We start from the raw sequence: 22,121 nt of genomic DNA on the forward strand, positions 1-22,121 counted from the left end.
GTGGCCGCCTGCGCCACTGAGACTCATCGGTGTCCCCCCTGCGCCACAGAGATCAGTCATAGCTCGCCTCCACCAGCCACCGGCCCCCCTCAACCGCGAGCAGCAGGGCGGCACCATCGGCGAGGCAGACCTGGAACCGGGCCCGCCGCCGGGCCTCCGCCGGTTCCCACCACCGCTCGTCAACCGGCCACGGACCAGTCCATCCGGTGATCGCCACCGGCTGGCCGACCCCGATGGTGAGCCACGCCGGTGCCGCACTCACCGCCAGACGTGCGCTGACCACGACGGGCTCCTCAACGGCGTCCTGCACGGCAGCGGCCAGCGGCTCGGGAAGCACCACCGCTGGCGCCGGCGGTGGAAGCCGGCCCGGCCACGGCGGCTCCCCCGGCCGGCCCGGCAACCACTCCGACGTGGGGGGCCCGGGGCGGGCCGACCGGCGTTCATCGCCCCACGGCACCAGGCGCACCTGGTCGGCCGGGGAACGCCCACCGCCGAGTACCGCGGTGACCACCGCCTCGGGGCCAAGGAGACCCTGGATCCGGCTCAACGCCCGATGCGCCCGGTCCCGCTCCTCCCCCGCCTCCCCCCACAGGCCGGGCTGTAGGCCCCCCAGCGCGACCACCCCGTCGGGCACCAGCCGTAGCCGGACGATGCCGGCGGTGGGCCGCACCGGTTCGGCACCCAACCGGCCGCCGGAGAGCCACCCGTCGAGCTGCCACCGCGTCCGGTCGGCGATGGCAGCGGCGGTGAGCAGACCGTCGTGCCGCCAGGTTCGGTGCAGTTCCTGACCGTGCGCGGTCACCGCCTCAATACCGAGGCGGGTGCAGGCCAGCCCGTACGCGGCGAGGCGGTCGTGCAGCCGCTCGGCCAGTGCGCGGGCGACGAAGGCCGCCGCGTCAACCCGGTCCAGCGGTTCGTCCTGGTCCGCGGTGACCGTCAGATCCACCGGAGGCCGCCGAACCGCGAGCGGGCGATGGTCCCGGCCCAGGGCCAACCGGTGGGCCAGCGCACCGTCGGCGCCGAATCGGGCCAGCACGTCGCCGGGGGACAGCGCGGCGAAGTCGCCGAGGGCGCAGATCCCGAGCCGACGCAGCAGGTCGGCCAGGGCCGGTCGGCCGAGTGCCTCGACCGGCTGGTCGGCGAGGAACCGCGGCGTCCCGCCCGGGGGGACCACCCGGCCACTGCGGGCAGCCAGCCCGGCGGCGAACTCCCCGTCAGCGATGCCGACCTGACTCTCCACCGCACAGGCCTGGGCGACGTGCTCGATGATTCGCTCCGCCGCCACCTCCTCACCGCCGAGGTGGCGGGCCGGGCCCCGGGCCGGTATCGCGCACATCCCGGGGCGAACCACCGCCACCCCGGCCACCAACTCCTCGACTGCGGCCACCACCGGCTCGAACACCCGGGTATCCCGGGCCGGATCGTGGGCGAGGACGGTGAGTCTGGGGCATCGACTCTGCGCCTCCCGCCGCCGTAATCCTCGACGCACTCCCTCGGCCCGGGCCGACTCGGAGCAGGCGACCACCCGATTGGCGTGCAGTACCGCGACCGGGTCGGTGGCGGACACTCCCTCCCCCAGCTCAGCAGCGACCACCGGCCAGTCCGGGCACCAGAGCACCATCGTGCGGAGCCCGGTCATGCCGAACCGGCCAGGGTGAGCGGCCTGGGCGCGTCGGTGGCCGGTGACACCGCGCGGAGTCGGCCGGCACCGGAACGCCCAGTGGGCGAAGCCGCCCGGGTACCACGGGTCGAATCCGGAACCACCTGGGTTGAACCAGCACCGGGCAGCCAGATCGTCACCTCCCGGGGACGGGTGGCGGCGCCCCGCCCCCGCGCCACCACGGTGACCTCCCGCCGCCGCAGCCGGCCCCGGCCGAGCCCGATTCCCTGCCAGACTCCCCGGGTCACCTGAAGGGTCAGGTCGGCACCGTCCCACCGTCCGTACGGGACGAGGACGCTGCCCCGTTGCCGGGCCCGAGCCGCCAGCCGGCTGGCGATCGATGTGGACGCTGTGGCCGGGACGGCGGCGACCACGACATCCACCCCGTCGATCAGCGTGGCGACGACGGTGGCCCACTCGGGCCCCGGATTCGGCACGAGGGCGAGCCGGTCCAGGGCGATCCCGAACTCGGCGGCGGCGACCGCCCCGAAGGTCGGCACCCCGACCACGGCGCACCACGAGCCGGCCCGGGACGCCTCGGCGAGCAGCGCCAGGACCAGGGAGGTGGCGCCGCTGCGCCGGGGCTGGCCAGCGGCGACCGAAATCGTGCTGCCGCGGCGTAGCCCCCGGTTGGGCAGCAGGCCGGTCAACTCGGGGGCCACCGGCAGCACCCGCTGCTCCTTGATCAGATCCGGCGCACTCGCCGAACGCACCAGACCCGCCAACGCGGCGGAACCGACCACCATGCGGCCCGCCATCGGACCTACCCCCTGTCGTGCTGTCGTGCTGATGGATCAGCGCATTCCAAATAGCTCAAGAACTCACAAAACGGACTTACTTGGAAGGATCCCTCCCCACCGCCGCCAGCACCTCCGGCGTCGCCGCGGCTCAAGCCGCCCGGCCCCCAAGGGACGGCGCTCGCGCCACCCCGAGCGCGGCCTCCACCACCAGCACGAACTCCTCGGCGGCGCGCAGCAGGTCGTCGGCCTCCCGAGAGGTGACGACCCGCGGGATGCCGGCCTCGGCAGCGGCGCGCTTACTGGCGGCCAAGGCAAAGAACTGGGCCCACTCGTCGAGCTCGGGGGCGACACCGGAGAGCAGGACCCAGACACTGGTAACCCGGCCACGCCGAGTCGGCACGGGGCGGGCACGGGCAGCGAGCAGCGCCGCGGCGGCCCGCAGAGCAGCCAGGTGGGCCGCCGCGTAGCGGAGACCGTCGGGGCCGGTACGGGCAGCTTCGACGAGCCCGCGACGGGCCACCGTGAGGAGCTGGACCGGGGTGCGCTGCGGCAACATGTGGGCCGGCACCGTCGGCGCCGGAGCTGGCTTGGTCGGCATGCGCTGTCTCCTCCTGGGGCCGAGGCGCCACCCGGCGGAACTGATCCGCCGACGGACCGCCGGGTCGACTGGTGCGGAGGAAGACGCACCGGTGGGGCCGACCGGGCATGGACGCTTCCCCACACCACACCCGGCCGGCATGACCGGCAGGGTCGTCGCCCGCCGCCGGGGGTCGAGGCGGCGGGCGACGCTCCCGCCTGACGGGCCAGGGCTCGCGACTGCCCACGACCCTGGGCGCGACCCCGCGGTGCCGCACCCGCCCGGAGCAGCGCCGCGAAACACCGCTCCGGCCGTCGGAACGGGCATGCGAGGCAGTCAATGCTCCAGCCACAATGCTCGAGTAAGCCAACCCGCGGGTAAGCCGACCGCAGATAGGCAAGCCCGCGGGTAAGCAAGCCCTCGGGTTAACAACCCTCGGCAATCGAACACCCGTTCTAACTACTGCTGACAGTACACCCTCCCGCCAACAAAAACACAACGTGTGCCGCGCGTCGCCGCACGTCGGCCGGCTCGAACGCCGCCGCACCACCGCAGTCAAACCTGGCGGCCCGACCGCCGTGGTCGCCACCTCGGGCTCCGCCGCACCGGCCGCCACCGCCGGGCGTGGCCAACGAAGGCGCCTCGGGGCGCACCGGGAAGAATGGCCGGATGTACCCACACCCGAAAGTACGAGCGACGCAGGAGGCGCTGGACGGCGCTGGCGCACTCGACGGCGCTGGCGCACTCAGCCTCGTTCGCCTGCTGCCCGACGCGGTCCACACCGCCGCGGCAGCCGCCGCCGCTCTCGATGTCGAGATCGGGCAGATCGCCAACTCCCTGGTCTTCGCGACCGCCGACGGGCCGCTGCTGGTGCTGACCTCCGGAGCGCACCGGGTCAACACCGTCAACCTCGCCGCGACGATCGGCGTCACTCGACTCCGGCGGGCCACGCCGGAATTCGTCCGCGAACACACCGGACAGGTCATCGGTGGAGTCGCCCCGGTCGGCCACCCCCGGCCCCTGCGCACCCTGGTGGACATCGCCCTCGACAAGTACGACGAGATCTGGGCCGCCGGCGGCGTACCCCGCGCGGTCTTCCCCACCACCTATCCTGAGCTGCTGCGGGTGACCAGCGGCACCCCGGCCGAGGTGGCGTGAGCGGGCTTGTCGAACGAGCCACGCCCGGTCAACCGCCGGGCGCCGGTCCCCGAGTTGGTCACTCTGCATGTGTGGCGGACCAGCCGAGCCGGGCTGCCCCGGGCGCTGGCCCGGATGGCGAGCGACCCGCGCCGGCTCCGCGCGCTGCCCGGCGTCCGCTTCGCCAAACTGCTCGGCACCGGGACTGGCACCGGCTTCGGCCCACGCGACGCGGACCTGACCCGGTGGGCGGCGCTGACCGTGTGGGACTCCCCCGCCGCGGCCACCGGTTTCACCGACTCCCCGGTGGGACGGGCCTGGGCACGCATCGCCCGCACCGCCGCCCGAATCGACCTACGCCCGCTCACCAGCCGGGGCGAATGGTCCGGCCGGCGGCCGTTCGGTGACCCACCAGGCGGGCGATCCAACGGCCCGGTGCTGGCACTGACCCGGGCCCGGCTCCGCCCCGCCCGAGCGGTCGCCTTCTGGCGGGCGGTGCCCCCGGTGGCCCACGCGCTACACACCGCACCTGGCCTGCTCGCCCGCTTCGGCGTCGGCGAGGCGCCGCTGGGCTGGCAGGGCACGGTCAGCGTGTGGCGCACCCCGGCGGAGCTGGTCGCATTCGCGTACCGTCACCCCGAGCATCGTGCCGCGATCAGGCGAACCCCCACCGAGGGGTGGTACGCGGAGGAACTCTTCGCCCGATTCGAGGTACGCGACGTGGTCGGTGACCGGACGGTGCTGGGCTGGACCACGGACGGCGGAACGAAGGTGGGGACGGCATGAGGCTGGTGCGGTGGACACCGGATGACCTCGTTCGGCGGTTGGACGACGTGGTGGCCGTCTACGGCGAGGCGATGGGGTACCGCGCCGATCTGCTCAGGGCGCGGCGCGGCTACATCGCCTCCCACGTCCGCCGCCCCGGCTTCCGCGCCGTCGCCAGCCTCACCTCCGAAGGCCACCTGGCCGGGTTCGGCTACGGATACCACGGGAAGCCCGGCCAGTGGTGGCACGACCAGGTGGGGCGGACGTTGGACCCGGCCACCCGCCGCCGCTGGTTGGCCAGCTGCTTCGAGGTGGTCGAGCTGCACGTCCGACCACCCGCACAGGGGCACGGGCTGGGCGCCGGCCAGCTGCGCGCCCTGCTCGGGATAGCGGAGGGGAGCACCACCCTGTTGTCCACCCCGGAGGCCGACGAGCAGCACTCCCGAGCCTGGCGACTGTACCGACGCTTCGGCTTCGTCGACGTCCTGCGCGACTTCCGCTTCCCCGGTGACGAGCGCCTGTTCGGGGTACTCGGCCGGGACCTGCCGCTCCCTCCCCCCGCCGGCTCCGGAAGGGTCCCCACATGACCCGGCCCATCGCCCTGCCGGGGCACACCCTCCGAAGCACCTGGGCACTGTTGGCCGTACTTGTGCTGGTGCAGATCTGCTACCCCCTGACCATGGGGCAGACCCGGGCCCGGCTAACCGTCGCCACAGTCCTGCTCGGCTACCTGCTCTCGGTCGGCCACGCGCTACTCAGCCGGGGTCCCCGGACGGCGGCGGCGTTACTCGTCGTGGTCACCGGCGGCGGCTTCGCCATCGAGGCGCTCGGAGTGGCCACCGGGTTCCCGTTCGGCAGCTACGACTACGCGGAGCAGCTCGGGCCGAAGCTGGCCGGGGTACCGCTGATCATCCCACTCGCCTGGACCTGGATGGCCTGGCCCGCCTGGCTGACCGCGGTCCACCTCACCGGCGGTGGGCCGACCGGGGGCACCGGGCCGGCTGTCCGCCGAATCGCGCTGGCAGCGGTCGGACTGGCCGCCTGGGATCTCTTCCTCGACCCGCAGATGGTCGCCGAGGGGCACTGGGCCTGGCGGAACGCCACTCCCGCGCTGCCCGGCCTGCCCGGCATCCCCATCAGCAACTACCTGGGCTGGCTGCTCTTCGCGGTGCTGGTGATGGCCGCCCTGCGGCCACTGGCCGGCACCGCCGTGGCCACCACCGACAGCCGCGACGCTCCGATGCTCGCGCTCTATCTGTGGACGTACGGCTCCAGCGTGCTGGCCCACGCCGTCTTCCTCGGCCTGCCCGCCTCGGCCGGGTGGGGGGCAGCGGTTATGGCGCTGACCGCGGTGCCGCTGGCGGTGACGCTGCTGCCCCGACACCTCCGGCCGACGCTGCTGCCCCGACGCGGCCGGAGGACACCAGCGGGCCGGCGGCGTCGCGCCGACACGTCGGTATGAGCGATCCCGCCCGGCGTCGCGCCGCCGGCCCCCACCGAGGCGGGGCGCCGACATGATCCTGTTGCTGGCGATCCTGGCCGGCGTGGCCACGCTGACCACACACACCCTGATCAACGCGGGCCGTTGGCTGCGCCGCCCGGTCGGGACGCCGGCGACGGTGACCGAACCGGTGGCGGTGCTGCTGCCGCTGCGCAACGAGGCCACCCGAGTCACCCCGTGCCTGCGCGCGCTGCTGGCCCAGCGCGGTGTGCCACAGCTACAGATCATGGTGCTCGACGACGGGTCAACCGACGGCACCCGCGAGGTTGTCCGCACGATCGCCGGCGACGACCCCCGGGTCACCCTGCTCGACGGCGACGCTCCACCGCCGGGTTGGCTGGGCAAGCCGCACGCCTGCTGGCAGCTCGCCGCCCGAGCTGACCCGGCCGCCACCGTACTGGTCTTCGTCGACGCCGACGTGGTGCTCGCCCCCCACGCCGTGGCCGCGGCGGTCGGCGAGCTACGGGCCGCGCGGGTAGCGCTGCTGTCGCCGTACCCCCGGATCCTGGTCACGACGGTGGCCGACCGGCTGGTTCAGCCGCTGTTGCAGTGGTTGTGGTTGACGTTCCTGCCGCTGCCCGCGATGGAGCGGTCGGCCCGGCCGTCCCTGGCCGCGGCCGGCGGGCAGTTCCTGGTCGTGGACCGGGCCGGGTACACCGCCGCCGGTGGACACGCGGCGGTGTCCGACCGGGTTCTGGAGGACGTCGAGTTGGCCCGAGCGGTCAAGCGGTCCGGCGGCCAGATCGCCCTCGCCGACGGCTCCCAGCTGGCCACCTGCCGGATGTACGACGACTGGCCACAGCTGCGCGACGGCTACTCGAAGTCGCTGTGGGCCTCGTTCGGTCGTCCCTCGGCGGCCGCCACGGTGGTCGCGCTGCTGCTGCTGCTCTACACCGCCCCGGCACTCGTCGCCATGGCCGCGCTGGTCGGCGGTGCGCCGGGGACAGCCGCCATCGCCGCTGGGGCCTACCTGCTCGGGGTCGCCGGACGGGTGGTCAGCGCCCGGGCGACCGGCGGTCGGTGGTGGCCGGACGCGTTGGGGCACCCCGCGTCGGTAGCGGTCCTCGGTTGGCTAACCCTGCGGTCGTACCATCTGCGGAAGCGACGGCGCCTGAGCTGGCGGGGCCGTCCGGTCAGCTAGGAGGCGCACCATGGCGCGGGTCGTGATCGTCGGCGCCGGGGTGGGTGGCCTGGCCACCGCCGCCTGGCTGGCCACCACCGGGCACCAGGTCACCCTCCTAGAGCAGGGGGACACGGTGGGCGGCAAGCTCGGCCGGTACATACACGACACGCCCGCCGGCCCCTTCCACTTCGACACCGGGCCCAGCCTGCTGACCCTGCCCCAGGTGTTCCACGACCTGTTCGAGGCCACCGGGGCGAAGCTCGACGAATACCTGGACCCGGTCCCGCTCGACCCGATCGTGCGACACGTCTTCCCCCAGGGAGGACCAACGCTCGACTCGTGTGCCGACTCCGACGAGTTCGCCGCCCGCATCGGTGCGGCCTTCGGCGAGCGGGCCGCCGTCCAGTGGCGGCGCCTCTGGCAGCGTGCCGAGCGGGTCTGGACAGCCTCGGAACGGGATGTCCTGCGCCGCCGGGTCGACTCGCCCCGGGACCTGGCGATGCTGGCCTGGCGGCTGGGTGACCTGGCCGCGATCGGGCCGGGCCGCACACTACGTGGACTCGGCCGCGCCCACCTGTCCGACCCCCGGCTCCGGATGCTGCTCGACCGGTACGCGACGTACGCCGGGACTGACCCGCGCCGGGCGCCGGCGGCCCTCGTCGCGGTCCCGTACGCCGAGCTGGCCTTCGGCGGCTGGTACCTCCGCGGTGGCCTGGGCACCCTCGCCGATGCCCTGCTGACCCGCTGCCTGGATCTTGGGGTGGTGGTACGGACCGGCGTCCGGGTCACCCGGATCGACGCGGCGGGCGGACGGGTGCACGGTGTACGCCTCGCCGGCGTAGACGCCCCCGTGCCGGCCGATGTGGTGGTGTCCAACGTTGACGCACTCACCCTCTACCGGGACCTGCTGCCCACCCCACGACGACTGGCCACGCTGACCGACCGCAGCCTCGCCGGCTTCGTGCTGCTGCTCGGCGTACGCGGGGACTCTGGGCTGGCCCACCACAACGTCTTCTTCCCCGACAGCTACGACAGCGAGTTCGACGCGGTCTTCGGGGCGCCCGGGCGGGGGGTTCGAGCGCGCCCGGCCCCGGACCCGACGGTCTTCGTCACCGTGGCCGCCGACGAAACGGTCCACCCGGCTGGACACGAGGCGTGGTTCGTGCTGGTCAACGCCGCACGGCAGGGCACCGCCGCCGATGCTGTCGACTGGCGGCGCCCCGGCCTGGCCGAGGCGTACGCGGACCGGATCCTGGACGTGTTGGCCGCGCGCGGGGTGGAGGTACGGGACCGGCTGCTGTTCCGGGAGATTCGTACCCCGGCCGACCTGGGCACTGCGACGGGCACACCGGGCGGAGCGATCTACGGCACCACGGGCGGCCTGCTCCGCCCGCCAAATCGGGGACCGGTCCGCGGGCTGTGGCTGGTCGGTGGCTCCTGTCATCCGGGCGGGGGGCTGCCGATGGTCGCCCTCTCCGCCCAGATCGTCGCCGACTCCATCGGCCCTGCGTGGTAGCGGGTAGGCCCGGTCCACCGACACGTACTCGCGACGTCACGGCTTCGCCGGCGGCTCCCGTGGGCCGCGGGCGTCAGCTGGCATTGATCAGTGCGCCCCGGACGGCGGCCAGTAGCTGTCCGAGGCCGAAGCCGGCCAGCAATGCCCAGACCGCGCTCGCCACGGTGATGGTGCCCGCGGCCAGGTCCGGCTCGATCAACCCGGCCAGCCCGGCCAACAGCAGGCCGACGAGGGCCACCACGACCCGGGTTGGCCGCTCCCCCACGGTCACCGCACCGATCTCTCGCATACCGGCGGAGGTCGCCCGGGCACGCACGTACTCGTGCAGCCAGGAGAGCGCACCACCAGCGGCCACCAGCGCGCCGGGCGCGCCGAGCAGCCAGAACGCGACCAGCCAGGCCGCCTCACCGAGCCGGTCAGCCACCGAGTCGTAGACGTACCCGAGCCGGGTGGTGCGGTTGCTCGCCACCGCGACCGCGCCGTCGAGGCTGTCCGCCACCGAGGCGAGCAGCACCAGCAGCGCGCCGAGGAAGGGCCCGTCCTGCGGGCGTACCGCGACCAGTGGCACGCCGAGGCAGAGCAGCACCCCGGCGACCGTCACCGCGGTCGGGGTGACCCGCAGCCGACCCAGCACGTAGCCCCCGTGGTACGCGAGGCGCAGCCAGGCACGGACGGGCGGGGCCGCGGCGCGCGGATCGAACCCACCGTGCAGGCGCGCCCAGGCCGTGGCGTACTGGTCCCAGTTCAGCTGTCTGCCCACCACGGATCAACCGTCGCACCGATCGCGCGGTGTCGTGGCGCGTCTGGTCACCCGGGGGTGCTAACTCGCAGATTCCGCCAGATCTCCCGGGTCGCCGTGGACCGGTTGAAGGTAATGAAGTGGATGCCGGGAACCCCCTCATCCAGCAGCCGCTGACACATCTCGCTGGCCTGCTCGACGCCGAGCTCGCGGACCGCCTCCGGGTCGTCCGCGACCCGCTCGAAGCGCGCGGCCAGGGCCCGCGGGAAGGGCGCACCGGAGAGCTGCTCCGACCGCTCAATGGTGCTGACCTTCGTTACCGGCATTACACCGGGGATGATCGGCGTGTCACAGCCCGCCGCGACCACCCGGTCCCGCAGCCGAAGGTACTCATCAGCGTCGAAGAACATCTGAGTGATCGCGAACTCGGCGCCGGCCCGGCACTTGCGGACAAAGTACGCCGTGTCGGAGTCGATGTCGGGCGAACGAGGGTGCTTGTACGGGAAGGCGGCGACGCCGACGCTGAAATCACCCGCGTCGCGGACCAGGCGGACCAGGTCCTCCGCGTAGTCCACGCCGTCCGGGTGTGGGATCCACTCGCCGGTGGGATCACCGGGTGGATCGCCACGCACGGCGAGCACGTTACGCACACCCGCAGCGGCCAACCGCCCGATCACGTGCCGCAGCTCGGCCACCGAGTGGTTGACCGCGGTCAGGTGCGCCATCGGCAGCAGCGTGGTCTCGGTGGCGACCCGTTCGGTAACCGCCACGGTCGTGTCTCGGGTTGAGCCACCGGCGCCGTAGGTGATTGAGACGAACGACGGGCGCAGCGACTCCAGCTCCCGGATGGCCTGCCAGAGCAGCCGCTCACCCTCCGCTGTCTTCGGGGGCATGAACTCGAAGGAGAAGGTCGGCCGGCGGTCGCGGATCAGCTCCCCGATCGCCGGCTGCGGATTGGGGAGAACCGATGGAAGACCAAGCGCCACGCCCTGACTCTAGCGGCGTACGGCCGCGATCCCTAGACCTTCCCCCGCCGCAAACGGTGACAAGGGGCATGGCACGGTCGACACCCCCCAACCCGGCAAAGTCGACACCGTGCGGTAGGGGACGGCGCGTCGCCAGGCCGCCGGTGCGTCGCCAGCCGTCGCGACCGGCTAGCGTCAAGGCGTGACCTACGCTGCTCCTGTCTCCCCGGTGGACCGTGCCGGGCTTCGGCAACGCGTCAACAAGGCACTGGCCGACTTCCTGGTCAGTCGACGTGCCTGGATGACGGAGGTTGACGCCTCCCTCGCCCCGTTGGCCGACGCGGTCGAGGCATTCGTCCTCGGCGGCGGCAAACGGCTGCGGCCCGCCTTCGCCTACTGGGGCTACCGGGGCGCCGGTGGAATCGACACCGAAGAGGTCGCGACCGCCCTGGCCGCGTTGGAGTTCGTGCAGGCCAGCGCGTTGATACACGATGACCTGATCGATCGTTCGGACACCCGGCGGGGGGAACCGGCGGTGCACCTACGGTTCGCCGCCCGGCATAGGTCGGCGGACTGGGACGGAGACCCGGACGGATTCGGTGACGCGGCAGCCATTCTCCTGGGTGACCTGTGCCTCGTCTGGTCGGATGAGCTGCTGCACTCCGCCGGACTGGACCCGCACACCATCGCCCGGGCGCGGCCCGTGTTCGACCAGATGCGGACCGAGGTCACCGTGGGCCAGTACCTCGACGTGCTGACCCAGGCCACCGGGGACACGTCGGTCGAGCGGGCCGGACAGGTTGCCCGCTACAAGTCGGCGAAGTACACCGTCGAACGCCCGTTGTTACTCGGCGCCGCACTGGCCGACGCCACCCCCGAGGTCCACGCGGCGTACTCGGCGTACGGGCTGCCGCTGGGTGAGGCCTTCCAGCTCCGCGATGACGTGCTGGGGATCTTTGGTGACCCGGCACAGACCGGTAAACCAGCCGGCGACGATCTCCGCGAGGGAAAGCGGACATACCTGGTGGCGGCGGCGTTGGAGATGGTCGGCACCGCCGACCGGGAGGTGCTGCTCGACGGCCTCGGCGACTCCGACCTCGACGACGCCGGGGTGGCCCGGCTGCGGGAGCTGATCGGAGCCAGCGGCGCGCTCGGCCGTGCCGAGCAGCGGATCCAGGAGCTCACCGACACCGCGCTCGCCGCGCTCTCCACCGTTGACCTCGACACCGAGGCGCACCAGGCCCTGGCGGACCTCGCGATCGCTGCCACCCGCCGCCCTGCCTGACCCCGCCCCATCCGGCCACCTGAGCCGGACCGGGCGGGGACGCCGAGGTCAGAAACCGAGGGCTTGGGCGCGGCGTTTGACCTCACGGGCCTGATCGCCAGCCAGCGCCGCGGCGGCGGTGCCGCCGGGCAGGGTGTCGTCGGGCTGGTAGAGCCAGCGCAGGATCTCCTCATCGTCGTAGCCGGCGTCGGTGAGAAGATTCAGCACCCCGGGTAGATGCTTGAGCATCCCTCCGGTCGCCACCAGGTCCGCCGGTACCCGACGGGCACCGTCTCGGCGGACCGCGATCAGCTCCCGGTCCCGGATCATCTGGTGGACCTTGCTGATTGTCAGGTCAAGGCGCTCGGCGACAGCCGGTAGGGTCAGCCACGCAGTCGGTTCGGCGACAGGGCTCACGGCGGGCTCGCCAGCGGGAACGGAGTCGGTCACCCAACCACCCTGCCACGCCGCCCCGACATCGGGCGAAGGCCCCCACGACACCGGACCATTGCCGTCGTGCACCGACTGGAGCTGCGGAAACGGCTGTCCGGTGAGTCTCCGGATTCAAAAGGTCACTGAAGGCCTGTAGCATCGGTGTTCAACCACCTACCCCTGGACACATAGACTCCCTGCCAATGGACACACAGGTCGCCGACACGTTGCTGGGCTCACTGATTGACGGGCGCTACCGCATCCGCGGTCGGGTCGCCCGGGGTGGCATGGCGACTGTATACACCGCAACCGACGAACGCCTCGATCGCACCGTCGCACTTAAGATCATTCATCCCACGCCGGGCCCCGAGGCCCAGGGACAGACAACGGGCTTCGTGGAACGTTTCGCCGACGAGGCGAAGACCATCGCCCGGCTGACCCACCCCAACGTTGTCGCGGTCTACGACCAGGGCATCCACGCTGACCGGCCCTACCTGGTCATGGAGTACGTGCGCGGTCGCACGCTGCGCGACGTGCTCGCCGAACGGCACCGGCTCAACCCCGACGAGGCGCTCGCGATCACCGAACAGATGCTCGCCGCGATCGCCGCCGCGCACCGGGCCGGGCTCGTCCACCGGGATGTCAAACCAGAGAACGTGCTGGTCGCCGAGGCACCGACCGGAGGTGCCGCCAACCTGGTCGACAGCGTGGTCAAGGTCGCCGATTTCGGATTGGCCCAGGCGGTGGAGGCGAGCGCCCACGACGCACAGGCCAACCAGCTGATGGCCACGATCGCCTATGTCGCACCGGAGCTGGTGACCGACGGGCACGCCGACCCGCGCACCGACGTCTATTCGGCGGGCATCGTGCTGTTCGAGATGCTCACCGGCCGCGTGCCGTACGACGGCCATCGCCCGGCCGAGGTGGCCTGGCAGCATGTGCGACAGGACGTGCCGGCACCGTCAACCCTGGTGCCAGGACTTCCGAAGCCCCTTGACGACCTGGTCCTCCGCGCTACCCGGCGCGATCCCGGCGCCCGCCCAGCCGACGCCGGTGCACTGCTCGCCCAGGTACAGGTGGCTCGGGAGGGGTTGGGCAACCCAAATACCCACACCACGGTGCTACGCCGGGTGACCGAGAAGCCCCCGGTGAGCGAGCCGACCATGGTGGTCGCGGCCGTACAGCCGGCGCAGCGCCCCGCCTGGTCCCGGTTACCCGAGGAGGCGGCACCACGGGGCGGCCGACGACGGGCGGCTGACAACGAGAGTGTCTGGTCCCGGTTGGGACCGCGGCCCGGTCGGCTCATGGGTAAGCAGCGCGGCCGGCTCGCGGTGGCCGCTGTCGTCGTGATGCTCGGGCTGATCGCCGCGGTGGGTGGCTGGTGGTTCGGGGTCGGCCGATACACACAGGCCCCAGAGTTGGTGAGCCTGGATCAGGCCGCCGCGGAAGCGCAGGCGAGGCGGGCCGGTCTGGTCCTCCAATACGCGGACCCGCGCCACGACGATCAGGTACCGAAGGACGCCGTCCTGTTCCAGGATCCGGCCTCTGCGTCCCGCATCGTGAAGGGCGGCACGATCACCCTCACCCTCTCGCTGGGCCCCGAGCAGTTCGCGGTGCCGGATGTCGTCGGCAAAGAGTTCGAGTTGGCCGCGACCGACCTGACCGAGGCCGGCCTGAAGGTGGTCAAGGGCTCCGCCAGCTACCACAACAGCCTTCCGGAGGGCATGGTGGTCGCCACCGACCCGAAGGCGGGCGCCGAAGTCAAGCCCGGACAAGAGGTCACGGTAACGCTGAGCAAAGGCAGGGCGCCGATCTCGGTGCCGAATCTGGTCGGTAAGTCTCTGGACGAGGCCCGTTCGATCCTGAATCAGCTCGGGCTGGTACTAGCTGAGCCGCCGACGGTGAAGGAGTCCGACAAGCCCAAGAACGAGGTCATCGGGCAGAGTCCAGCCGACGGCGACGGCGTGGAAAAGGGAACGGAGGTCAGCCTGGAGGTGAGCCAGGGCCCACCGCAGGTTGTCATCCCCCGCGTGATCGGCATGCCGTGCCAGCAGGCCAAACAGGTGTTGGAGGGGCAGTCCTTCCCGGTCGCGGTGCAGTTCAACCAGAACGGCACCGTGCGGTTCCAGAGCCCCGGAGAGAACTCCCAGGTGCCGCCGGGTACCCAGATCACCCTCGGTTGCCTGTGATGGCGACGATGCGACCGGTCGGTGCGCACACACCGACCGGGGGCGGGCTGGCGAAAGCCGCCCTGCCCTACCTGGATGCGACGGGCGCCGAGGTGGCCCAGATCTACGTGTCCAACTCACGGGGCTGGGCCTTGCCGCCCGGCGACCCGGCGCAGGACGCACTTTTTCGCGACGGCTGTGCCGAACGTGGCGTCCCGGTATTCATCCACGCGTCCCTACTGGTCAACCTCGGCTCGCCCACGGCGGCGACGGTGGAGCGGTCAGCGCTGACGCTGGCGCACGCGCTACGCCGAGGGGAGGCGATCGGCGCCCAGGGGGTGGTGTTCCACGCCGGTAGCGCGGTCGACGCCGGATACGCCGACACGGCGATGCGCCAGGTCCGGGAGGTGCTCCTTCCGCTGCTGGACACCGCCGGTGACACGAACGGACCGATGCTGCTGGTCGAACCGAGCGCCGGCGGCGGGCGCTCCCTCGCCGCCCGGGTAGAACAGCTCGGCCCTTACCTGGATGCCGTCGACCGACACCCGGGGCTCGGCGTCTGCCTCGACACCTGCCATGCCTGGGCCGCCGGGCACGAACTGGCCGTTGAAGGTGGCATGACCGCCATGCTCGACACCCTGGTGGACACCGTGGGGGCGGACCGGCTACGGCTGGTGCACGCCAACGACTCGAAGGACCTCTGCGGCTCCACCCGGGACCGGCACGAAAACATCGGCAAGGGCACCATCGGGGAGCCCGCCTTCGCCGAGCTGATGCGCCACCCGGCGACCTCCGGGGTACCGACGGTGGTGGAGACCCCGACCGAGAAGCACGTGGGCCACGCCGGCGACGTGGCCGTTCTCAAGCGGCTACGGGCCTGACCCCCCGGTCCGCGGTGCGAATCAGGTACGCAAGACCCGGGTGAGGACGTCGATCGCACGGCTGATCGCCGCGTCGTCCACCCCGAGATGGGTGACCAGGCGGGCAGTACGCGGGCCGAGCACACTGACCAGCACCCCTTCCGCACGGGCCGCGGCGGCGAAGGTGTGGGCGTCCATCGGTGCCTTGGTGAGATCCAACGGGACCAGGTTGGTACGCACCTCGGCCGCCAAAACCCCGAACGGTGCAACCGCATCGGCGAGCCGGGTCGCCCGCACATGGTCCTCGGCGAGCCGCTGCACCTGGTTTGCCAGGGCGTACCGGCCGGCAGCGGCGAGGATCCCGGCCTGCCGCATACCGCCGCCCATCCGCTTACGGATGAACCGGGCTCGTTCGATCTTGTCGGCACTGCCTACCACGAGCGAGCCGACCGGCGCGCCGAGCCCCTTGGAGAGGCAGACCGACAGGGTGTCGAAGAGCATGCCGTAGGTGGCCAGCGGCACCCCGTCGGCGATGTGCGCGTGCCAGATCCGAGCACCGTCGCAGTGCACCGCGACCTGGGCACCGTCGGCGACCCGACGCAGCTCACGCAGAGCCGCCAGCGGGATCACCCCACCACCGCCCCGATTGTGGGTCTGCTCCACGGCGATCGCCCGGGTGGGCACCGCAAAGTAGCCATCGGGCCGAATCATGCCAGCGACCACGTCCGGGTCCACCGCCGCGCCGACCGCCGGCCAGGTCCGCGACGAAATGCCACCATAGACGGCAGCCGCACCGATCTCGTACGTCACCACATGCGCGTCCGCGTCGCAGAGCAGTTCGCCGCCGGGTGGCACCAACAACTGCAGCGAAATCTGGTTGGCCATCGTCCCGGTCGGGCAGAACAGCGCCGCCTCGTGGCCGAAGAGCGCCGCAACCTCGGCTTCGAGGGCGTTGACGGTAGGGTCCTCGCCGTAGACGTCGTCGCCCACCTCGGCGACGGCCATCGCCTCCCGCATTCCCGCGGTCGGGCGGGTGACGGTGTCCGAGCGCAGATCGATCATGATGTCCTCACTCCTCGCGTCAACCACAACGCCCCTTCCCGGCCGCCGACTGCGGGGCTCGCAAGCTCACTGCTCGCGTCAACCACCAACATCCCTTCCCGGCCGCCGACTGCGGGGCTCGCAAGCTCACTCCTCGCGTCAGCCACGGAGCATCTCGGCTACCAGGAACGCCAACTCCAGCGACTGCTGGGTGTTCAGCCGTGGGTCGCAGGCGGTCTCGTACCGGTCGGGCAAATCGACATCGCCGATGCCCTGGGCACCGCCGAGGCACTCGGTGACATCTTCCCCAGTGAGCTCGACATGTAGCCCACCGGGGTGGGTTTCCAGGCCACGGTGCACCTCGAAGTAACCCAACACCTCGTCTACGATCCGGTCGAAGTGCCGGGTCTTGTAGCCGTTGGACGATTCATGGGTGTTGCCGTGCATCGGGTCGCACTGCCACACCACCTTGGCACCGGCGGCGGTGACCTTGGCGACGAGTGACGGCAGGACATCCCGGACCCGGTGGTTGCCCATCCGGCTGATCAGGGTCAGCCGGCCCGGAACATTGTTCGGGTTGAGCTTCTCGCACAGCTCGATGACATCGTCTGGCTTCGTCGTCGGGCCGAGCTTCACTCCAATCGGGTTCGCGATCCGGGAGATGAAGTCAAGATGCGCCCCGTCGAGCTGCCGGGTACGCTCGCCCACCCAGAGCAGGTGCCCGGAGAGCCCGTACGCTCGGCTGTCGGAGACCCGGGTCAACGCCCGGTCATACTCCAAGGCCAGCGCCTCGTGGGAGCAGTAGAGGGTGACGGTCCGCAACGCCTCGTCCTCGGTCAACCCGCAGGCCTGGATGAAGGCCAACGCTCGGTCGATCTCCCGGGCGATCGCCTCGTACCGCTCGCCGGCCGGCGAGTTTCGCACGAAGCCCTTGTTCCAGTCGTGCACCGCGTGCAGGTCCGCCAGCCCGCCAGCAAGGTAGGCACGGAGCATGTTCATCGCGGCGGCGGAGTTCGCGTACGCCCGGATCATGCGTTGCGGGTCGGCAACCCGCGCCTCCGGCGTCGCATCCAAGGAGTTGATCATGTCACCCCGGTAGGCCGGCAGGCCACGCGCGTCGGTCGGCAGCGACCGGGGTTTGGTGTACTGACCGGCCACCCGGGCGACCTTGACCACCGGCAACGAGGCGCCGTAGGTCAGCACGATCGCCATCTGCAGCAAGGTACGGGCGTTGGCGAGCAGGTGGCTCTCGGTGTTGTCGGCGAAGGTCTCCGCGCAATCCCCGCCCTGGAGCAGGAACGCCTTACCCTCGCAGACCAGTGCGAGTTGGCGCCGCAACTGATCGACCTCGTACGGGGCCACGACCGATGGGACGTTCTCCAGCACCTTGCAGACCTCGGCGACCTGGGCACCGTCCGGCCAAGGCGGGGTCTGGGCACGCGGCAGGTCCCGCCAACGGTCCAGGCCGAGGGCAGCGTCCTCGGCGGAATCGATGGTTGGCCGGCTGGTCTGCAGCACCGGACTACCGACAGCGGGATGGCTCAGCTGATGCCACTCATGGCGCATGCCAGAAAGCCTACGGCGACGGACCCGGCACCAAACCCGCGAGGGGGGCCGTTCCGGCAGGTGAGAGATCCGTCACCGACATCGATCTGAATCGGGCGCAGGGCGCCGGCCGCGGGGACGCCCGGATCAGGGGGTTTCGGTTGGCTCAGGAGTCCCGGTCGAGGGGGCCGTGTTGCCGAGTGTCTCACTCGCGATACACCAGTCAGCCCCGTCCCGGGTGACGGTGAACAGCAGCGGGCGGACCAACGCCTCCGCACCGGAGGACACCGACACCGTCGCGCTGACCTCCTCGCCCCGCGGACCGGGCTCGACCTCGTTGATCTGTGCCTGCGACACCTCAAAGTGGTCGGCGAAATCCCCACTCGGTCCGGTGGCGACAGCGTCGAACGCCGGATGCATCACGGCGCAGAACTGACTACGCCCGGCAGCCACGTCCTTGGCCGCTACCGCATCGAGGTACGCCTGCACCCGCTCCCGCGCCTTGGTCGCGCTCTCCACCGCGGGCGCCTCCTCGGGGGACTCCGTCGGCTCGTCTGCGCTGCAACCGAGGAGGGTCACCAGCAAACTCCCGCCGAGCACGCCGAGCCCCATTCTCCGGTACGCCGTACGCATGCCACCTCCGAACGCCATGGATTCCGACCGTCGACCGGCGAGTCTGTCACATCGGCCGGAGCGCCGGCCCAACCGACACGGGCGGGGAGGGAGCGTTCCGCGGCCCCTCCCCCGTCCGTGTCGATCGGGTGTCGGCCGCGGTGCTAGCCGAGGCCACTATCGATGGCGCTGATCAGCTCCCCGTTGGTCGTGTCGCCGGAGAGTTCCCAGAAGAACGCGCCGCCGAGGCCCTCGTTCTTCGCGTAGGTCATCTTGCCGCCGATGGTGGTCGGGGTGTCGTAGCTCCACCAGTTGTTGCCACACTTGGCGTACGCTGTGCCCCCGACCGTCCCGGTTACCGGACAGCTGTTCTTCAGAACCTTGTAGTCATCGAAGCCCGGTTCGTAGGTGCCGGGGGCGGGTCCGGTGGCGGTGCCACCTGGCGCGGTCTGGGTGACCCCGGTCCAACCTCGACCGTAGAAGCCGATACCGAGCAGCAGTTTGTCGGCCGAAACCCCCTTGTTCTTGAGCTTCTGGATCGCCGCATCGGACCAGAAGCCTTGCTGCGGAATGCCGGAGTACGAGTAGAGCGGCGAGTGCGGGGCGGTCGGACCCTGCGGGCTGAAGGCGCCGAAGTAGTCGTAGGTCATCGCCATGATCCAGTCAAGGTTGGCCGCGGCGCCGGCGTAGTCGGCAGCGTCGATCCGACCACCGTTGCTGGCGTCACCGGTGATCGCGGCGGTGACCAGGGCCGACGGACCAAACCGGGAACGTAGCGCGTCCACCACGTTCTTGAATGCCGCCGGCCCGCTGGAGTCACAGGTGAGACCGCAGGCATTCGGGTACTCCCAGTCGATGTCGATGCCGTCGAAGACATCCGCCCAGCGCGGGTCCTCGACCAGGTTGTAGCAGCTCTCGGCGAAGGCGGCCGGGTTCTGCGCCGCCTGGGTGAACCCACCGGACCAGGTCCAGCCGCCGAACGACCAGACCACCTTGAGGTGCGGATACATCGCTTTGAGCTTGCGCAACTGGTTGAAGTTCCCCCGCAACGGCTGGTTCCACGTGTCGGCGACGCCGTCCACGCTGCCCGCCGCGGTGTACGCCTTCTCGTAGTCGGCGTAGCTGTCGCCGATCCCGCAGCGCCCGCCCTCCGTCTTGCCGAACGCGTACATGATGTGGGTCAGCTTCGATGCCGAGCCACTAGTGTGAATATTCTTCACGTGGTAATTGCGGTCGTAGACGCCCCACTGAGTGAAGTAGCCAACGAGCTTGTGCTCACCACTGGGCGGCGCGGTGGTTGGCGGTGCGGTGGTTGGCGGTGCGGTGGTTGGCGGTGACGTGGTCGGCGGCGCGGTCGTCGGAGGGGACGTGGTCGGGGGTGAGGTGGTCGGCGGCGCGGATCCGCCGGAACAGGCAGCACCGTTGATCGTGCAGTTCATTGGCGCCCGATAGGGGCCGGTCCCGTTGTACCCCCACCTGAAGCTGGCGCCTGGGGCGAGCGGCCCGGCCCAGCTCTTCTTGACCGCGACGTAGTGGTTGCCGGTTCGGGTGACGTCGGCGTCCCAGAAGACGCCGATACTGGTCCCAGCGGGAAGATCAAACTCGATCCGCCAGGTACTCAGCGACTCATTCGAGCCATTAGTGACCGTCACCTCCGCCTGATGACCGGTCCCCCAGTCCTGCACCTTGTCGAACGTGGCGGTGACGCTGCCGGCACCGTACGCCGAGGCCATCGGGACAGCCGCGGCGGCCAGCACGACTACGACACCGGCCCAGAGAGCCCGCCGAAGTGATCTCTTCATGCAACACTCCTCAAACAGTTAGGAAACTTTTTAATTGTTAATGAGACGTTACTCACAGGTTCGCAAATTCGTCAAGGCGTTCACACACATCAAAGGGAAGAGTCCGGATAACACCGACGAACCGGCCATACTTCCTGTTGATCAAAATGCCGACACAATCACGGGGACATATACCATTGAATCGAGGTATATCGCCTGAAAACAGTTTCCCGCGCCCGGAACGACCATCAGTGCGAATGGCTAACAGTCGCCGCCCCAGTGGCCGTCTGCGGAACGGCCCGAAGACACCCGACGCCGCCGGCATGCGCGCCCTCCGCCGCCGGCCGATTTCCAACAGTGGCGGCCGGCCCGGACCCACCTTTCCGCACCCACAGGAAGCCCTGCGCAGTACGCTGCGGTTTGGTTCGCAGTGGAGTGACTGGTAAAATCCGGCTATCTGAGTGACTATTCGCGATTGTCACGGTGGGTGGTCACGGCGGCACGCCGGAAGGCCGAGAACGCAGTTCTGGCCCATGCGCGACAGCGCGACCAGCGGAACATTTTCGGGCTAGCCCACCGATCCGGCGACACGGGCCGAAAAGGACGGCGCATGCTGCATCACCCGGCCAAACTTCCCCCGCCTCGGCGGCCCACGATGGTGGATGTCGCACGACGTGCCGGTGTGAGTCTCAAGACCGTCTCCCGCGTGGTCAACAACGAGCCAGCCGTCGGTCCCGAACTTGCCGGACGAGTAATGACCGCCATCTCCGAGCTGGGCTTCCGGCGCAACGGCATCGCCCGAAATCTCCGATCCCGGCAGCTCAGCGCCACGATCGGCCTACTCATCGAAGAAATCGCCAATCCGTTCTACGCGACGGTCGCGGGTGTCGCGGCGGAGGTCGCGGCGGCACACCAGACACTGCTGATCACCGCCTCTTCGGAGGAGGATCCGGACCGCGAACGCACGCTGTTGCTGGAGCTGGTCCAGCGCCGGGTGGACGGCCTACTCGTGGTTCCCGCTGGAACAGACCACTCCTTTCTTCGGCGGGAGGTGGAAATGGGCCTTCCGGCGGTGTTTATCGACCGACCGCCGGGGCAGCTCCTCGCCGATGTGGTGCTCCTGGACAACCAAGGCGGAAGTCGCGCCGGAATCCGCTCACTACTCGACGCGGGACACCGACGGATCGGCATATTGCTGGGTTCCTTGGACGTATACACAATGCGGGAGCGACTGGCCGGCGTACAGGCCGAGTTGTCGGGTTCCGGTATCCCGTACGACGAGGCGTTGGTGCGGAGTGGAATAGAGGGCCCCGAGCAGGCCAGCCGGGCGGTGGCAGACATGTTCGGCCTCGCCGACCAACCCACCGCCTTCTTCTGCGCCAACAACCGACTGACCCTCGGCGCGCTTCAGGAGCTTCATGGCCGAGGTAGCGACGCGGCGTTGGTCGGTTTCGACGATTTTGAACTGTCCCATCTGATGCCCCGACCGTTGACCGTCATCGCCTACGACCAACGCGAACTGGCGCGGATCGCGACGGAACAACTGTTTGAACGCATCGGTGGGGACCGGTCGTGGCCGTCAACCTCGGTCCTGCCGACGCAGTTGGTTCAACGGGGCCTGCGCTGACACCGCCCCACCCCGGGGCCCGCCGATCAGCACCCGGTGTCCGGCCGACGCTTCCGCGCCGGCCGGAC

General features: G+C 70.7%; 20 protein-coding genes. 10 read left to right on the forward strand and 10 right to left on the reverse strand.

Annotation, left to right across the window (positions count from 1 at the left end):
- Positions 1–52 precede the first annotated feature (52 nt).
- From SALPAC4_RS0101825 to SALPAC4_RS0101835, 3 genes are all read right to left on the reverse strand, one after another.
- The gene (locus tag SALPAC4_RS0101825) at positions 53–1,639 is read right to left on the reverse strand and encodes a DNA polymerase Y family protein (protein ID WP_019868916.1); all 1,587 of its coding nucleotides are present in this window, start codon (positions 1,637–1,639) and stop codon (positions 53–55) included.
- Positions 1,636–2,418 carry a hypothetical protein gene (locus tag SALPAC4_RS0101830; protein ID WP_027644618.1) on the reverse strand — a complete coding sequence of 261 codons (783 nt, stop codon included), beginning with the start codon at positions 2,416–2,418 and terminating at the stop codon, positions 1,636–1,638. Before SALPAC4_RS0101830 ends, SALPAC4_RS0101825 begins: the two co-directional genes overlap by 4 nt.
- A gap of 130 nt (positions 2,419–2,548) precedes the next feature.
- A complete protein-coding gene (locus tag SALPAC4_RS0101835; protein WP_027644617.1) occupies positions 2,549–2,998 on the reverse strand; it encodes an SAV_6107 family HEPN domain-containing protein in 450 nt (149 codons plus the stop codon).
- 648 nt (positions 2,999–3,646) lie between these two features.
- Between SALPAC4_RS0101835 and SALPAC4_RS0101840 the strand changes: the two genes are divergently transcribed.
- The 6 genes from SALPAC4_RS0101840 to SALPAC4_RS0101865 are packed head-to-tail and all read left to right on the forward strand — an operon-like array spanning position 3,647 to position 9,019.
- Positions 3,647–4,135 carry a YbaK/EbsC family protein gene (locus SALPAC4_RS0101840; protein ID WP_019868919.1) on the forward strand — a complete coding sequence of 163 codons (489 nt, stop codon included), beginning with the start codon at positions 3,647–3,649 and terminating at the stop codon, positions 4,133–4,135.
- 6 nt (positions 4,136–4,141) lie between these two features.
- Positions 4,142–4,900: a hypothetical protein gene (locus SALPAC4_RS0101845; RefSeq protein WP_019868920.1), complete on the forward strand. Its 759-nt coding sequence runs from the start codon at positions 4,142–4,144 to the stop codon at positions 4,898–4,900.
- Positions 4,897–5,466: a GNAT family N-acetyltransferase gene (locus SALPAC4_RS0101850; protein ID WP_019868921.1), complete on the forward strand. Its 570-nt coding sequence runs from the start codon at positions 4,897–4,899 to the stop codon at positions 5,464–5,466. The genes SALPAC4_RS0101845 and SALPAC4_RS0101850 overlap by 4 nt, the downstream gene beginning before the upstream one ends.
- Entirely contained in the window at positions 5,463–6,341 is an 879-nt protein-coding gene (locus tag SALPAC4_RS0101855; protein ID WP_019868922.1) for a carotenoid biosynthesis protein, read from the forward strand. The genes SALPAC4_RS0101850 and SALPAC4_RS0101855 overlap by 4 nt, the downstream gene beginning before the upstream one ends.
- Positions 6,342–6,393: 52 nt before the next feature.
- Complete coding sequence (locus SALPAC4_RS0101860; protein ID WP_019868923.1) at positions 6,394–7,521, forward strand: glycosyltransferase; 1,128 nt, start codon at positions 6,394–6,396, stop codon at positions 7,519–7,521.
- A 10-nt stretch (positions 7,522–7,531) separates the two neighbouring features.
- Positions 7,532–9,019, forward strand: coding sequence for a phytoene desaturase family protein (locus SALPAC4_RS0101865; RefSeq protein ID WP_019868924.1), 1,488 nt, complete (start codon positions 7,532–7,534; stop codon positions 9,017–9,019).
- Between the two features lie 73 nt (positions 9,020–9,092).
- Here the strand turns inward: SALPAC4_RS0101865 and SALPAC4_RS0101870 are convergent, their stop codons facing one another.
- Together SALPAC4_RS0101870 and metF are read right to left on the reverse strand one after the other, a co-directional pair.
- Entirely contained in the window at positions 9,093–9,782 is a 690-nt protein-coding gene (locus SALPAC4_RS0101870; RefSeq protein WP_019868925.1) for a CDP-alcohol phosphatidyltransferase family protein, read from the reverse strand.
- Between the two features lie 44 nt (positions 9,783–9,826).
- A complete protein-coding gene (gene metF, locus SALPAC4_RS0101875; protein ID WP_019868926.1) occupies positions 9,827–10,744 on the reverse strand; it encodes a methylenetetrahydrofolate reductase [NAD(P)H] in 918 nt (305 codons plus the stop codon).
- A 181-nt stretch (positions 10,745–10,925) separates the two neighbouring features.
- Here metF and SALPAC4_RS0101880 point away from each other — a divergent pair, with 181 nt between their 5' ends.
- Entirely contained in the window at positions 10,926–12,008 is a 1,083-nt protein-coding gene (locus SALPAC4_RS0101880) for a polyprenyl synthetase family protein (protein WP_019868927.1), read from the forward strand.
- A 48-nt stretch (positions 12,009–12,056) separates the two neighbouring features.
- Here the strand turns inward: SALPAC4_RS0101880 and SALPAC4_RS0101885 are convergent, their stop codons facing one another.
- Positions 12,057–12,437: an Rv2175c family DNA-binding protein gene (locus tag SALPAC4_RS0101885; protein ID WP_019868928.1), complete on the reverse strand. Its 381-nt coding sequence runs from the start codon at positions 12,435–12,437 to the stop codon at positions 12,057–12,059.
- A 185-nt stretch (positions 12,438–12,622) separates the two neighbouring features.
- On the opposite strand from SALPAC4_RS0101885, the gene pknB reads away from it, so the two are divergent.
- Together pknB and SALPAC4_RS0101895 are read left to right on the forward strand one after the other, a co-directional pair.
- Positions 12,623–14,608, forward strand: a complete 1,986-nt coding sequence (gene pknB / locus SALPAC4_RS0101890; protein ID WP_019868929.1) for a Stk1 family PASTA domain-containing Ser/Thr kinase — start codon at positions 12,623–12,625, stop codon at positions 14,606–14,608.
- Positions 14,605–15,468 (forward strand): deoxyribonuclease IV, encoded by an 864-nt coding sequence (locus SALPAC4_RS0101895; protein WP_027644616.1) that lies wholly within the window; start codon positions 14,605–14,607, stop codon positions 15,466–15,468. Before pknB ends, SALPAC4_RS0101895 begins: the two co-directional genes overlap by 4 nt.
- A gap of 21 nt (positions 15,469–15,489) precedes the next feature.
- Here the strand turns inward: SALPAC4_RS0101895 and SALPAC4_RS0101900 are convergent, their stop codons facing one another.
- From SALPAC4_RS0101900 to SALPAC4_RS0101915, 4 genes are all read right to left on the reverse strand, one after another.
- Positions 15,490–16,509: a threonine aldolase family protein gene (locus SALPAC4_RS0101900; RefSeq protein WP_019868931.1), complete on the reverse strand. Its 1,020-nt coding sequence runs from the start codon at positions 16,507–16,509 to the stop codon at positions 15,490–15,492.
- A gap of 138 nt (positions 16,510–16,647) precedes the next feature.
- Positions 16,648–18,054 (reverse strand): class II 3-deoxy-7-phosphoheptulonate synthase, encoded by a 1,407-nt coding sequence (locus SALPAC4_RS0101905; protein WP_019868932.1) that lies wholly within the window; start codon positions 18,052–18,054, stop codon positions 16,648–16,650.
- Between the two features lie 126 nt (positions 18,055–18,180).
- Complete coding sequence (locus SALPAC4_RS0101910; RefSeq protein ID WP_027644615.1) at positions 18,181–18,666, reverse strand: hypothetical protein; 486 nt, start codon at positions 18,664–18,666, stop codon at positions 18,181–18,183.
- Positions 18,667–18,809: 143 nt separating this feature from the next.
- Positions 18,810–20,447 (reverse strand): glycosyl hydrolase family 18 protein, encoded by a 1,638-nt coding sequence (locus SALPAC4_RS0101915; RefSeq protein WP_027644614.1) that lies wholly within the window; start codon positions 20,445–20,447, stop codon positions 18,810–18,812.
- A 589-nt stretch (positions 20,448–21,036) separates the two neighbouring features.
- Here SALPAC4_RS0101915 and SALPAC4_RS0101920 point away from each other — a divergent pair.
- Positions 21,037–22,053, forward strand: a complete 1,017-nt coding sequence (locus tag SALPAC4_RS0101920; RefSeq protein ID WP_019868935.1) for a LacI family DNA-binding transcriptional regulator — start codon at positions 21,037–21,039, stop codon at positions 22,051–22,053.
- Positions 22,054–22,121 lie beyond the last annotated feature (68 nt).

The organism is Salinispora oceanensis (assembly GCF_000383575.1).
In the GTDB taxonomy this organism is placed as follows: domain Bacteria; phylum Actinomycetota; class Actinomycetes; order Mycobacteriales; family Micromonosporaceae; genus Micromonospora; species Micromonospora oceanensis.

Bases quoted from the DNA above. Each gene is read 5' to 3' on its own strand.
- SALPAC4_RS0101825 (WP_019868916.1), bottom strand. From the start codon at position 1,639: ATGACCGGGCTCCGCACGATGGTGCTCTGGTGCCCGGACTGGCCGGTG.
- SALPAC4_RS0101830 (WP_027644618.1), bottom strand. From the start codon at position 2,418: ATGGCGGGCCGCATGGTGGTCGGTTCCGCCGCGTTGGCGGGTCTGGTG.
- SALPAC4_RS0101835 (WP_027644617.1), bottom strand. From the start codon at position 2,998: ATGCCGACCAAGCCAGCTCCGGCGCCGACGGTGCCGGCCCACATGTTG.
- SALPAC4_RS0101840 (WP_019868919.1), top strand. From the start codon at position 3,647: ATGTACCCACACCCGAAAGTACGAGCGACGCAGGAGGCGCTGGACGGC.
- SALPAC4_RS0101850 (WP_019868921.1), top strand. From the start codon at position 4,897: ATGAGGCTGGTGCGGTGGACACCGGATGACCTCGTTCGGCGGTTGGAC.
- SALPAC4_RS0101855 (WP_019868922.1), top strand. From the start codon at position 5,463: ATGACCCGGCCCATCGCCCTGCCGGGGCACACCCTCCGAAGCACCTGG.
- SALPAC4_RS0101860 (WP_019868923.1), top strand. From the start codon at position 6,394: ATGATCCTGTTGCTGGCGATCCTGGCCGGCGTGGCCACGCTGACCACA.
- SALPAC4_RS0101865 (WP_019868924.1), top strand. From the start codon at position 7,532: ATGGCGCGGGTCGTGATCGTCGGCGCCGGGGTGGGTGGCCTGGCCACC.
- pknB (WP_019868929.1), top strand. From the start codon at position 12,623: ATGGACACACAGGTCGCCGACACGTTGCTGGGCTCACTGATTGACGGG.
- SALPAC4_RS0101900 (WP_019868931.1), bottom strand. From the start codon at position 16,509: ATGATCGATCTGCGCTCGGACACCGTCACCCGCCCGACCGCGGGAATG.
- SALPAC4_RS0101905 (WP_019868932.1), bottom strand. From the start codon at position 18,054: ATGCGCCATGAGTGGCATCAGCTGAGCCATCCCGCTGTCGGTAGTCCG.
- SALPAC4_RS0101910 (WP_027644615.1), bottom strand. From the start codon at position 18,666: ATGCGTACGGCGTACCGGAGAATGGGGCTCGGCGTGCTCGGCGGGAGT.
- SALPAC4_RS0101915 (WP_027644614.1), bottom strand. From the start codon at position 20,447: ATGAAGAGATCACTTCGGCGGGCTCTCTGGGCCGGTGTCGTAGTCGTG.
- SALPAC4_RS0101920 (WP_019868935.1), top strand. From the start codon at position 21,037: ATGCTGCATCACCCGGCCAAACTTCCCCCGCCTCGGCGGCCCACGATG.